The sequence below is a fragment of the Herminiimonas sp. Marseille-P9896 genome (assembly GCF_903993245.1).
GTDB classification, from domain to species: domain Bacteria; phylum Pseudomonadota; class Gammaproteobacteria; order Burkholderiales; family Burkholderiaceae_D; genus Oxalicibacterium; species Oxalicibacterium contaminans.
The window spans coordinates 119384-132298 of record NZ_CAJEVT010000003.1; the positions used below are offsets into that span (position 1 = coordinate 119384).

The 12915-nt window shown below is 55.5% G+C and carries 11 protein-coding genes; 4 read left to right on the forward strand and 7 right to left on the reverse strand.

The window, feature by feature from the left end:
• Positions 1-1146, reverse strand: coding sequence for a branched-chain amino acid ABC transporter substrate-binding protein (locus H7U06_RS10960; RefSeq protein WP_175626209.1), 1146 nt, complete (start codon positions 1144-1146; stop codon positions 1-3).
• A 140-nt stretch (positions 1147-1286) separates the two neighbouring features.
• On the opposite strand from H7U06_RS10960, the gene H7U06_RS10965 reads away from it, so the two are divergent.
• The gene (locus H7U06_RS10965; RefSeq protein WP_175626210.1) at positions 1287-1796 is read left to right on the forward strand and encodes an Lrp/AsnC family transcriptional regulator; all 510 of its coding nucleotides are present in this window, start codon (positions 1287-1289) and stop codon (positions 1794-1796) included.
• An 89-nt stretch (positions 1797-1885) separates the two neighbouring features.
• On the opposite strand, the gene H7U06_RS10970 is transcribed toward H7U06_RS10965, so the two are convergent.
• From H7U06_RS10970 to folD, 6 genes are all read right to left on the reverse strand, one after another.
• Positions 1886-3202: a D-amino acid dehydrogenase gene (locus tag H7U06_RS10970; protein WP_175626211.1), complete on the reverse strand. Its 1317-nt coding sequence runs from the start codon at positions 3200-3202 to the stop codon at positions 1886-1888.
• 139 nt (positions 3203-3341) lie between these two features.
• On the reverse strand, positions 3342-3764 hold the full coding sequence (locus tag H7U06_RS10975; RefSeq protein ID WP_175626212.1) for a hypothetical protein: 423 nt from the start codon (positions 3762-3764) through the stop codon (positions 3342-3344).
• Positions 3761-4186, reverse strand: coding sequence for a DNA polymerase III subunit chi (locus H7U06_RS10980; RefSeq protein ID WP_175626213.1), 426 nt, complete (start codon positions 4184-4186; stop codon positions 3761-3763). Before H7U06_RS10980 ends, H7U06_RS10975 begins: the two co-directional genes overlap by 4 nt.
• Positions 4187-4227: 41 nt before the next feature.
• On the reverse strand, positions 4228-4833 hold the full coding sequence (locus H7U06_RS10985) for a glutaredoxin family protein (protein WP_175626214.1): 606 nt from the start codon (positions 4831-4833) through the stop codon (positions 4228-4230).
• A 40-nt stretch (positions 4834-4873) separates the two neighbouring features.
• On the reverse strand, positions 4874-6949 hold the full coding sequence (locus H7U06_RS10990; RefSeq protein ID WP_175626215.1) for a M3 family metallopeptidase: 2076 nt from the start codon (positions 6947-6949) through the stop codon (positions 4874-4876).
• A complete protein-coding gene (folD, locus tag H7U06_RS10995) occupies positions 6949-7800 on the reverse strand; it encodes a bifunctional methylenetetrahydrofolate dehydrogenase/methenyltetrahydrofolate cyclohydrolase FolD (protein ID WP_175626216.1) in 852 nt (283 codons plus the stop codon). Before folD ends, H7U06_RS10990 begins: the two co-directional genes overlap by 1 nt.
• Positions 7801-8104: 304 nt before the next feature.
• Here folD and aceE point away from each other — a divergent pair, with 304 nt between their 5' ends.
• From aceE to H7U06_RS11010, 3 genes are all read left to right on the forward strand, one after another.
• The gene (gene aceE / locus H7U06_RS11000; RefSeq protein WP_175626217.1) at positions 8105-10801 is read left to right on the forward strand and encodes a pyruvate dehydrogenase (acetyl-transferring), homodimeric type; all 2697 of its coding nucleotides are present in this window, start codon (positions 8105-8107) and stop codon (positions 10799-10801) included.
• Between the two features lie 111 nt (positions 10802-10912).
• Positions 10913-12286, forward strand: a complete 1374-nt coding sequence (locus tag H7U06_RS11005) for a dihydrolipoyllysine-residue acetyltransferase (protein WP_175626218.1) — start codon at positions 10913-10915, stop codon at positions 12284-12286.
• 16 nt (positions 12287-12302) lie between these two features.
• Entirely contained in the window at positions 12303-12872 is a 570-nt protein-coding gene (locus H7U06_RS11010; RefSeq protein WP_175626219.1) for an MFS transporter, read from the forward strand.
• The last annotated feature ends 43 nt before the right edge of the window (positions 12873-12915 follow it).

A 12915-nucleotide genomic window follows, 5' to 3' on the forward strand; every position in this document is an offset into this window, starting at 1 on the left:
TTATTTCACGACTGCCAGTTCGGTACGTTTGCCACCACGGTAGGTGTACAGCGTCAGGGTACCGTCCTTGATATCGCCTTTGGCATCAAACGCGATAGTGCCGGTCACGCCCGGGTAGCTGATTTTGGCCAGCTCAGGCAGGTACTTGGCCGGTTCCGAGGATTTGGCTTTTTGCATCGCATCGACTACTGCATAGGTCGCATCGTAGGCATAGGCTGCGGTGTAGACGACGTCGATGCCAAAGCGTTTTTTGTAGGCTGCGCGGAATTTATCCAGGCCTGCTTTACGTGCATCTTCCACGCCGCCAGCTTCTGCGCAGTAGACCTGATTTTCACCGAGGCCTGCGCCTGCCAGACCCGGCAGGGAGCCGGTACAAATACCATCACCACCCATGAATTTGGCATTGATGCCCAGTTGTTTCATTTGTTGCAGCATAGGACCGCCGACTGCATCCATGCCGCCAAAGAAAATGACGTCTGGTTTCTTCGCCTTGATCGCAGTCAGGATGGCGTTGAAGTCGGTTGCCTTGTTATTCGTGTACTGGCTGGCGACCACGCTGCCACCGGCGGCCTTGACGCCTTTGGCAAATTCTTCTGCGACGCCCTGGCCGTAAGCAGTACGGTCATCGATCACGGCGACGTTTTTGGCAGCCAGGGTTTTGACTGCGTACTGGCCCAGTACACGACCCAGTTGCGCATCATTGGCAACTACGCGGAAGGCTGTTTTAAAGCCTTGTTGTGTGTACTTCGGATTGGTGGAGGAAGGCGAAATTTGTACGATACCGGCATTCGCGTAGATGCGCGAAGCAGGGATGGTGGCACCCGAATTCAGGTGGCCGATGACGACGGCGACATTGGAGTCGACCAGTTTGGTAGCCGCTGCGGTAGCTTGTTTCGGATCGGCTGCATCGTCTTCCGGCATATATTGCAGTTTGACTTTCTTGCCGTTGATGACGACGCCCTTGGCATTGAGTTCCTCAACTGCCAGGCGGGCGCCGTTTTCATTGTCCTTGCCCATGTGTGCATCGGTGCCGGTGACCGGACCGACGTGGCCGATTTTGACGATTTGTTCCTGTGCCAGTGCGCTGCCGGCGAGTGCCAGGAGGACTGCACCAGCTAAGGGAATCATTTTTGTCTTGAACTGCATATATTTTCTCCTGAGGATTGTAAAAATACAGAGTAGCTGCAACACTGGGCACGCTTGCCTTGCAAGACATTGACCTTACAACATAAGAAAATGCGACGCAAAGTGTTTTTTGGTGCAATTTTCGAGCTTCCCACGTTTATATGAGCAAACTTCATACCCTGGATAAAGTAGACCGCAAGCTGCTGAACCTGCTGCAGAAGGATAACCAGACGCCAACGCGCACGCTGGCCGATAAGGTGCATATTTCCCAGCCTACCTGTTTGCGCCGTATCCGTGACATGCGGGATGCCGGCATTATCAGTGCAGATGTGGCGATGATAGACCCGTTTGCACTGGGATATGGGATGCTGGCTTTCCTGGAAGTGTCGTTGAGCAATCAATCCGATGAGCACATGCAAGAGTTTGAAGTGCGCATGGGCAAGGAGGCGGAAGTGATGCAGTGTTACTTCGTGTCGGGTGACTACGATTACTTCCTGGTGGTGCATGTGGTCGATATGGATGCGTATTACCAGTTCGTGCGCCGCGCGATTTCAGGCTCGGGCAATGTGCGCCATTTCCAGTCGCGTTTCCCGATGAAACGGGCCAAGTTTGATACCCGTATTGCCTTCGATGAAAAGTCGGCCGAGGTGCAGGTCAGGATAGAGAAGTAGCGCAAGCTCACCGTACGGATAACAAAAAACGCTGCATGTGTACACATGCAGCGTTTTTTTATGAGCAGGCTGTTTAAGCCCCGGACGGATTACGCCGGTTGCGTCACGCTGGTCGCGATCCGTTTCGACGGACGATAAGGCATGCCGGTGAATTTGAAGTCCAGGTCAGGCTGCAGGCCGGAGACGATCTCGGCCAATGCACGACCCGAGCCACAACCCATGGTCCAGCCCAGAGTGCCGTGGCCGGTATTGAGGTAGAGGTTGCTGTACTTGGTCTTGCCGATGTAAGGCACGTTCGATGGCGTCAACGGACGCAAACCAGTCCAGTAGACCGGATTGTCGTAGTCACATGCATCCGGGAACAGTTCCTTGGTGCGGCGCGTGATGGCCTCACAACGTGCGGTATTCAGATCACGGGTGTAACCATTCAATTCGCAGGTGCCCGCCACACGCAGGCGGTCGCCGAGGCGCGATACCACTAATTTGTAGCCGTCGTCCGTCAGGGATACTGTCGGGGCGGCGGCTGGATCGGTCACTTTGTAAGTGGCCGAATAACCTTTGCCCGGGTAGATCATCAGGTCTATGCCTAGCGGACGAACCAGTTCCGCCGAGAAGCTGCCCATTGCCATGACGTAAGCATCTGCATGCAGCACTTGATGACGGCCATCCGGGCCGATGACTTCGACGCCGGTGATTTTGGCGTTGGCACCGCTGCCTTCGGTCAGCAGACGCGTGACTGAAGTGTTGTAGCGGAAGTTGACACCAGCTTCTGCCGCTTTGGCAGCCAGGCCGCTGGTGAATTTATAGACGTCACCGGACTCATCGGTCGCAGTGTAGTCACCGCCGACGATCTTGTTACGGATGCTGGCCAGTGCCGGTTCGATACGCACCACTTCATCTGCGCTGATGGAATCGCGCGGGCAGCCGAGGTCGCGCATCAGTTTGGCGGCTGGCAGTGAGTCGTCGAATTCTTTTTGATCGGTATAGAAGTGCAGGATGCCGCTGGTCAACTGGTCGTAGTTGATGCCGGTTTCAGCGCGTACAGCTTGCAGGGTCTGGCGGCTGTATTCGCAGATGGCGACGATCTGACGGATGTTGTCGTTGGTGCGTGCTGGCGTACATTCACGCAGGAAGTTGAGTGCCCATTTCCATTGCAGCCATTCCGGACGGAAGCGATACAGTAGCGGCGCATCTTCCTTGCCCAGCCATTTCAGGACTTTCATCGGAGCCGCAGGATTGGCCCAAGGTTCGGCGTGCGAGACCGAGATCTGACAGCCGTTGGCAAAACTGGTTTCTTGTGCAGCGCCGGGTTGACGCTCGATTACGGTGACCTCATGGCCTTGTTTGTTCAAGAACCACGCGGAAGAGGTGCCGATAATTCCCGAACCCAAAACGATAACTTTCATCTCTATCTCTCCAACCAATCAGGTGTTTGTCTAATGGCTAAATTGTAGAAAGTTATTTGTTTTTTAGGCGTTCATAATCGAGGCTTTAATTTATGTAAAAAAACAAACGAAGTTTTATTTCGTTTTAAAAACAAAGAAATCAGAGATTATTTTGTTTTTTTGAAAAATGGATTTTATCCACTTCTTGCGCCACGGCATCACTGATGGCGTCGGACAGGGTTTGGTGGAAATCCTGCCTGATACCTTCAGCCGCCACCTGCATGACTTGCGCCAGGCTGTCGCGGATACGCTGTTCCAGTACTGGTTCTATGCGCTCCAGCAGTTGTGTAAGCACGCGCTCACTGATCTTTTGCTCCATGCGCGTCCACTCTTCATCCAGCCAGCTGTCTATAGGCTGGTGGGCGGCAGGATCGACTGCTTTGCTGTCTGTAGCCAGCGACGCGCTGTCAGCCGGGGCAACGGTTATTGGTTCGCTCGGCGTTTCGGCATGTACGGTGCGGGCCGGGGTGGGAATGACTTCAGTCAGGACCGGGATGCCGAAGTCTTGTGTAGAGTTGCTCATGTCGGTTCCGCCACGAAATGGGTGAGTGGGTAACCGCGTTGTTTGTAGAAACTGTAGCGGTCGCGTCCGGCCGATTTGTCGGCGTCTTCGGTAGAGATGACTTCAAACATGCGCTCGAAACGTGCGAAGTGGGTCGGCGAGGTATCGGACAGATTGATCAGGATTTGCGTATGCGGTGATTCCATCGCGTGATCAGCTGTTAACAATATCGGCGTTTGTGCCGCCAGCGCATCGTCCAGCATCACGTGCGGCAGGAAGTCCTGCTCGGAAAACGTCCATAGCTTCTCATCCAGCTGCATCAGTTGCGCCCGGTCTTGCGCCAGGATCACGACCTGGAAGTTGGCATTGCGTGCCTTGCGCGCCAGGCGGCACGCATAGTTGATTTTGTCAGGCACGTTGCTGTGAAAGTCGATACGGGTCATAAGAGCTAATAGTTAAAAACGAATGAGCTACGGGACTGGCCTCAGAAGCGAAAGCCCGGTGGTGCATTGCCAGCAGCCGGCAGGCTGTCGCTAGCCGCATCCTGCACTGGCGCGGCACTGGCTTTCGGCTCGGCTACTTTCTTCGGTGCGGCAGCCTGTGCGGGTGGATTGCGATAGCTGGCCGGTAACTGGCTGTTCTCCGGATATCCGGCATTACCGAGCAGGATATTCCAGGCTTCGGCTTCAAAGCCGGATAATTTGTTGCGACCTACGGTCAGGAAAGGCAGTTGCTTGTCGCCGCCGACTTGCTGCAGGCGTGCGATGTCTTCATTGCTGTTGACGGTTTTTTCCGCATACGGAATGCCGCGTGCGTTCAGCAGGCTGCGTGCGCTGTCGCAGGCATTGCATTTACTGGTGGTGTAGAGCGTGACTGGCTGCGCCTTCATGGCCTTGGCCAGTTCGAAGGGCAGGTCGGATGTGACGGGGGCAGCGGTGATGGCTTTTTCTTCCACTTTTTTAGCGGAAGCGGGCGGTGGCGTATCGCTATACGTCACCTTGCCATCCTGGCCTACCCATTTATATAACTGGGCATGCGCATTTACTGAAAACAGTAAAGAGAGCAGCAGCCAGGACCAGCGCTTATTCATTTCATTTTCTCCGTAAGCTGGCTGCCCGCCTTCATGTTTGTCAGGCTGCCATCCCGCTGTGGCGCAGCAGGGCATCGATAGTCGGTTCACGTCCGCGGAAAGCCTTGAACGATTCGATAGCCGGACGCGAGCCGCCCATCGCCAGGATTTCGCGCAGGAAGCGGGCACCGGTATCGCTGGACAAGACGTTGCCACTGCTCTGGCTGGCTTCTTCAAACGCGCCATATGCATCGGCCGACAAGACTTCCGCCCATTTGTAGCTATAGTAACCGGCTGCGTAACCACCGGCGAATATATGCGAGAACGAATGCTGGAAGCGATTGAAGGCAGGTGGCGTCATGACCGACACTTGTGCACGTACTTCATTGAGCACGTCCTGCACGGTTTTGCTGCCGTCCGGATTGTAGTCGTAATGCAGGTGCATATCGAATAGCGAGAACTCGACCTGACGCAGGGTTTGCAGGCCGGACTGGAAGTTCTTCGCCGCGATCATCTTGTCGTACAGCGTGCGCGGCAGGCTGGCGCCAGTGTCGGCGTGTGCGGTCATGTGCGACAGCACATCCCATTCCCAGCAAAAGTTTTCCATGAATTGCGATGGCAGTTCGACTGCATCCCATTCGACGCCGGAGATGCCGGACACGCCCAGCTCTTCAACACGCGTCAACATGTGGTGCAAGCCGTGGCCGAATTCGTGGAACAGCGTGATGACTTCATCATGCGTGAACAGCGCTGGTTTGGCCTGGCCGTTGACGACGGCAGGTTCGGTGAAGTTGCAGGTGAGGTAGGCGATAGGTGTTTGTATACCGTCCTTGCCTTCTGCAATACGGCGACGACCACGTGCATCGTCCATCCATGCACCGCCACGTTTGCCCTGGCGTGCATACAGGTCGAGGTAGAACTGGCCGACCAGCGCGCCGTCTTTTTCGATGCGGAAGAATTTCACATCGGGATGCCAGACCGGTGCCGCATCCGGTTTGATGGATACCGAAAACAGGCTTTCGATGGTGCGGAACAAACCGGCCACGACTTGTGGCTCAGGGAAGTATTGTTTCACTTCCTGTTCCGAGAAGGCGTAGCGTTGCTCACGCAGTTTTTCCGAAGCGTAGGTGACGTCCCAGGCTTCCAGTTGGTCTATACCCAATTCTTTCTTCGCGAAGCTGCGCAACTCAGCCAGGTCTTTCTCGGCAAATGGACGCGCGCGTTTGGCCAGGTCTTGCAGGAAGCTGATGACCTGATCCGGCGTTTGCGCCATTTTGGATACCAGCGAGACTTCGGCGAAGTTTTTATAGCCGAGCAGCTTGGCTTCTTCGTCGCGCAGTTTCAGGATGTCGACGATGTTTTGCGTATTGTCCCAGGCTGGCTGGCCGCCGAGCTCGGACGCTTTGGTTGCATTGGCGCGATAAATCGTTGCGCGCAGTTCGCGGTTGTCGGCGTATTGCAGTACAGGGAAGTAGGACGGGAAGTGCAGCGTGAATTTATAACCTGGCTTTTCATCTTTCTCGGCAGCGGCACGCGCAGCCTGCTTCGCATCATCCGGCAGACCGGACAATTCCGCTTCGTTCTCTATATAGAGTGCGTATTCGTTGGTCGCGTCGAGGATGTTTTCCGAAAACTTGGTGGTCAGCGCCGCGTGCTTTTCCTGGATTTCGGCAAAGCGTGGCTTATCTTCTTCTGCCAGCTCGGCACCGCCGAGGCGGAAATCGCGTACGGCGTTTTCGATGATCTTTTTACGTGCAGCCGAGAAGCTCGCGTAATCCGGGCCCAGTTGCAGCGCTTTGTATTTGGTGAACAGTGTCAGGTTTTGCGCCAGCGCGGTCCAGAATTCAGTGATCTTGGGCTGGTTCTCGTTGTAGGCGGCGCGCAGTTCCGGCGTGTCGACGACCGAATTCAGGTGACCGACTATGCCCCAGGCCCGGCTGAGTTTTTCCGTGACGTTTTCCAGCGGTTCGACGAAGTTCTCCCAGGTTACCTGGGCGCTCTGGCCTTCGAGTTCAATGACGACGGTGCGGCACTGTTCGAGCAGGCTATCGATGGCCGAGCCTATGTGCTCGGGTTTGATGGCTTCGAATTGTGGGAGGTCGGAAAAATCCAGCAGCGGGTTCAGGGCAATATTCATCAGTTGGTTTCTCTCTCTGCTGCTTCGATGGTGTTAACCAAAAGCATGGTGATAGTCATGGGGCCGACGCCGCCTGGCACCGGGGTAATGTAGCTGGCTACTTCCTTGGCGTTGGCGAAGTCGACGTCGCCGCACAGTTTGCCGTTATCGTCGCGGTTGATGCCGACGTCGATCACGATGGCGCCGGGTTTGATCATCTCTGCGGTCAGGGTGTTGCGGCGGCCGGTAGCGGCAACGACCACATCCGCCTGACGTGTGTGATAAGCAAGATCCGCGGTTCCACTATGGCAGATGGTGACGGTTGCGTTGGCTTGCAAGAGCAATAATGCCATTGGTTTGCCTACTGTATTACTGCGGCCGATGACGACTGCGTGCTTGCCAGCCAGTTTGGTGCCTGTGCTTTCGATCAGTTTCATGCAGCCATACGGGGTGCAAGGGCGGAAGCCGGGCAGGCCGGTCAGCAACTCGCCAGCGCTCAGTACAGAATAGCCGTCGACGTCCTTGCGTGGGGAAATCGCTTCGATCACCTTGTTGGCATCAATATGCTTGGGCAAAGGCATTTGCACCAGGATGCCGTGGATCTTCGGGTCCGCATTCAATGCCGCGATGCGCGCCAGCAGCGCAGCCTCGGTCATATCTGCGTCATATTTTTCAAGTAATGAATAGAGGCCGTTGTCTTCGCACGCCTTGACCTTGTTGCGCACATAGACCTGGGATGCCGGATCGGCACCGACCAGGATCACGGCCAGGCCAGGCTGCTTGCCTTTGGCGGTCAGGGCCGCGGCGCGGACGGCGACGTCTTTGCGGAGTTGTTGAGAAAGCAAATTTCCATCAATGATTTGTGCGGTCATGGGTCGAGTTCGGGTGATAGGGGGTGAATGAAGAGCTAAGTCACAGATTATAAGGGCTTATCAGGGCGGCACCCTAAGGTGCTTATGCCGCAAGTTTACATGCTCTTAAAATGCCGCTAAAAGCCAGTAAAAATGCTGCTATGCCGCATAATTTCGCATTATGAGAAATGATATCGCCATTTGAAAATAACAAAAACTGCTGTTAAACTCAGCGCAAACTACACGACTATACGTGTTATCAGTTTTCAAAATGACGGTCCGCTCTTACAAAGAACGGCACTAAAGATAAATCAGGAGACAAATTATGTCAGCCCAGCTCGACCAGGTATTGGCGCAAGCCGCCAACGATCCCGATGTAATGGAAACGCAAGAGTGGCTTGATGCCCTCGAAGCGGTTATCGAACACGAGGGCCCTGACCGCGCCCACTATCTGGTGGAGCGCCTGATCGATCTGGCCCGCCGTCGTGGTGCGCAAGTTCCGTTCTCCAGCACTACCGCATATGTAAACACCATCCCTGCCGACATGGGTGTCAATTCCCCGGGCAATCAGGAATACGAAGAGCGCCTGCGTTCGTGGATGCGCTGGAATGCAATGGCGATGGTCGTTAAGGCGAACCGCGTTGATGGCGACCTCGGTGGTCATATCTCCAGTTTTGCTTCGCTCGCAAACATGCTGGGTACCGGCTTCAATCACTTCTGGCACGCACCGACCGAAGACCACGGTGGTGATCTGCTGTACATCCAGGGCCACTCGTCGCCTGGCGTTTATGCTCGCGCTTTCCTCGAAGGCCGCTTGAGCGAAGAACAATTGATTAACTTCCGTCGTGAAGTTGATGGCAAAGGCCTGTCTTCCTATCCGCATCCGAAACTGATGTCGGACTTCTGGCAATTCCCTACCGTATCGATGGGCCTGGGTCCATTGATGGCGATCTATCAGGCACGCTTCCTGAAGTATCTGCAAGCACGTGAGATTGCAAAAACCGACAACCGTAAAGTCTGGGTATTCTGCGGCGACGGCGAAATGGATGAAGTCGAATCGATGGGCGCTATCGGCGTAGCCGGTCGCGAACAACTCGACAACCTGGTCATGGTCGTCAACTGTAACCTGCAACGTCTGGACGGCCCGGTACGCGGCAACGGCAAGATCATCCAGGAACTCGAAGGCGAATTCCGCGGTGCCGGCTGGAACGTTATCAAGATCATCTGGGGCTCCAACTGGGACCCGCTGCTGGCCAAAGACAAAGAAGGCATCCTGCAGCGCGTCATGATGGAAACGCTGGACGGCGAATACCAGAACTACAAAGCCAAGGATGGCGCTTACGTGCGCAAACACTTCTTCGGCAAGCATCCAAAATTGCTGGAAATGGTATCGCGCATGTCGGACGACGACATCTGGCATTTGCTGCGCGGCGGCCACGATCCACACAAAGTCTACGCTGGCTTCAAGCAAGCACAAGAACACAAAGGTCAACCTACCGTTCTGCTGGTCAAGACCGTCAAAGGTTATGGCATGGGCAAATCGGGTGAAGCGCGTAACACTGCGCATCAAACCAAAAAACTGGACGACGAAGCAGTGCGCGAAATGCGCGATCGTTTCAATCTGCCTATCGCTGACGAGCACCTGCCAGACATTCCATTCTTCAAACCGGCTGACGATGCGCCTGAGATGAAGTACCTGCACGAACGCCGTGCGGCGCTGGGCGGTTACCTGCCACAACGTCGTCAACAGGCTGACGAGAAGCTGCCGGTACCTGAACTGGCGGCATTCAAGGCAGTACTGGATGCGACCGCAGAAGGCCGTGAAATCTCGACCACGCAAGCATACGTGCGCATCATTTCCATCCTGCTGCGCGATGCGAACCTGGGCCAACGCCTGGTACCTATCCTGGTCGATGAATCCCGTACCTTCGGTATGGAAGGCTTGTTCCGTCAAATCGGTATTTACAACCGTGAAGGCCAGTTGTACGAGCCAGTCGACAAAGACCAGGTCAGCTTCTACCGTGAAGACAAAGCCGGTCAAATCCTGCAAGAAGGTATTAACGAAGCAGGCGCGATGGCATCGTGGATCGCAGCAGCGACCTCGTACTCGACCAACAACCGCATCATGGTGCCGTTCTACACCTTCTACTCGATGTTTGGTCTGCAACGTATCGGCGACCTGGCATGGGCAGCGGGCGACATGCGCGCACGCGGCTTCCTGCTCGGCGGTACCGCTGGTCGTACCACACTGAACGGCGAAGGCTTGCAACACGAAGACGGTCACAGCCACATCCTGGCTTCGACCATCCCTAACTGCATTCCTTACGATCCGACCTTCGCACACGAAGTCGCAGTCATCATGCATGACGGCCTGAAACGCATGATCGAAAACCAGGAAGATGTGTTCTATTACATCACCCTGATGAACGAAAACTACGCGCAGCCAGGCCTGAAACCAGGCCAGGAAGAGGGCATCCTCAAAGGCTTGTACCTGTTGCAGGAAGGCGCGAAAAAAGCGAAGAACCGCGTACAGCTGATGGGCTCCGGCACCATCCTGCGCGAAGTCATCGCTGCTGCCGATTTGCTGAAAGACGACTGGGGCGTTACTGCCGATGTCTGGTCCGCTCCATCGTTCACATTGCTGGCACGCGATGGCCAGGACGTAGAGCGCTGGAACATGTTGCACCCGACCGACAAGCCACGTCAGGCGCACATCACTTCGTCGCTGCAAGACACCGCTGGTCCTATCGTGGTTGCAACCGATTACATGCGCACCTTCGCAGAACAGGTTCGTGCGTTCGTGCCGAAAGATCGTACCTACAAAGTGCTTGGTACCGATGGCTTTGGTCGTTCGGACAGCCGCGCAAAACTGCGTGAGTTCTTCGAGGTCAACCGCTATTTCGTCACTGTTGCTGCGCTCAAGGCATTGGCGGATGAAGGTGCGATTGCGACTTCCGTGGTTGCTGATGCGATCAAGAAGTACGGCATCAATCCAGAAAAAGTCAATCCGGTAACGCTGTAATCTACATACCAAAATCCTTCCTCATCAGTGAGGCGACGGGGATGCAGATGGAATCGCCATTTGCTTCCCCGCTGTCGTGATGGTGGACACGCAAACAAGCGGAGATAAAAGATGAGCATGGTCGAAGTCAAAGTCCCGGATATCGGCGACTTCAAGGAAGTCGAAGTCATTGAACTGCTGGTCAAGGCGGGCGATACGATCAAGGTCGATCAGTCCCTGATCACGGTTGAGTCCGACAAAGCCAGTATGGAAATCCCATCCAGCCACGCTGGTGTGGTCAAAGAAGTGAAAGTCAAACTCGGTGACAAGATCGCCGAAGGCGCGCTGGTCTTGTTGCTGGAAGAATCGGGCGCTGCAGCTGCGCCGGCCCCGGCAGCAGAACCAGCGAAAGCTGAAGCACCTGCCCCTGCGCCAGCACCTGCTCCGGTAGCGGCACCAGCGCCTGCGCCGGCCCCGGTTGCAGCACCTGCACCAGAACCTGTTGCGGCTCCGGCTGCTCCGGCCCCAGCGCCAGCAGCACCAGCTGCGGCCGCACCTGCCAGCGCCGCCAACAGCAAGGCACACGCATCACCATCGATACGCAAGTTCGCACGCGAACTTGGCGTGGATCTCGGCAAGGTAGGCGGTACCGGCCCTAAAGGACGCATCACGCAGGAAGACGTACAGAATTATGTGAAGGGCGTGATCGCTGCCGGTCCGGTTACGGCTGCCGCTGCTGCACCAGTGAAAGCTGGCGGCGGTGCAGGCCTGGACCTGTTGCCATGGCCATCGCTGGACTTCAGCAAGTTCGGCACCACGACCCTGCAACCACTGTCGCGCATCAAGAAAATCAGCGGCCCGAATCTGCACCGCAACTGGGTCATGATTCCGCACGTCACGCAATACGACGAAGCCGATGTCACCGAACTGGAAGATCTGCGCAAATCGACCAATACCGCGCTGGCCAAATCCGGCGTCAAACTGACGATGCTGGCTTTCGTCATCAAGGCTTGCGTAGCCGCGCTGAAGAAATACCCGGAGTTCAATTCCTCGCTCGACGCAGCGGGTGAAAACCTAATCCTCAAGCAGTACTACAACATTGGCTTCGCCGCCGATACCCCGCAAGGCCTGGTAGTTCCTGTCGTCAAAGGCGTAGACCAGAAATCGGTCACGCAAATCGCACAGGAAATGGGTGATCTGTCGGCGCAGGCACGCGAAGGCAAGCTGAAACCTGCAGACATGCAAGGCGCGACCTTCACTATCTCATCGCTGGGCGGCATCGGTGGTACTTACTTCACACCGCTGATCAATGCACCGGAAGTCGCGATCATCGGTTTGTCGAAAACCTCGATGAAACCAGTCTGGGACGGCAAGCAATTCGTACCGCGCCTGATCATGCCTTTGTCGCTGTCCTACGATCACCGCGTGATCGACGGCGCGCAAGGTGCACGCTTCGTGACCTACCTGAGCGAAGTGCTGAGCGACCTGCGCAAGTCCCTGTTGTAATCGACTGAGTGCCGGCATGACTACCTGCGTCGTCGTCAAAAAGAACCGCGAAATCGCGATAGCCTGCGATTCGCTGGTGACCTTTGGCGACACGCGTTTGTCGCATGCGTACGAAGAGAACAACAAGATGTTTCAGATCGGCCAGTCGTACGTGACGCTGGCAGGTACCGCAGCACATTTCCCGGTCATGCGTAAATTGCTGACGGGGATGGGCGAAGACTGCAAGCTGAACAGCCGCGATGAAGTATTCGATACGTTCACGAAGGCGCACCAGATCCTCAAGGATCAATACTTCCTCAACACCAAGGAAGAGGAAGACGATCCCTACGAGTCTTCGCAGATTGCGACGCTGGTAGCCAATCCTTACGGCATCTTCGGTATTTATTCGTATCGTGAAGTATTCAGTTTTGATCGCTTCTGGGGCATAGGCAGCGGTCGTAATTTCGCACTGGGTGCGATGTATGCAGCGTATGACGGCACAGCCACTGCACGCGAGATCGCAGAAATCGGCGTGCATGCAGGTGCCGAGTTCGACAAGAGTACGGCAGGACCGTTTCAAATCCTCAGTTTTCCCATGCAGGGATAATGTTTCAGGGTTACTAAAAAATATCAATCCGGACGCGACGCAC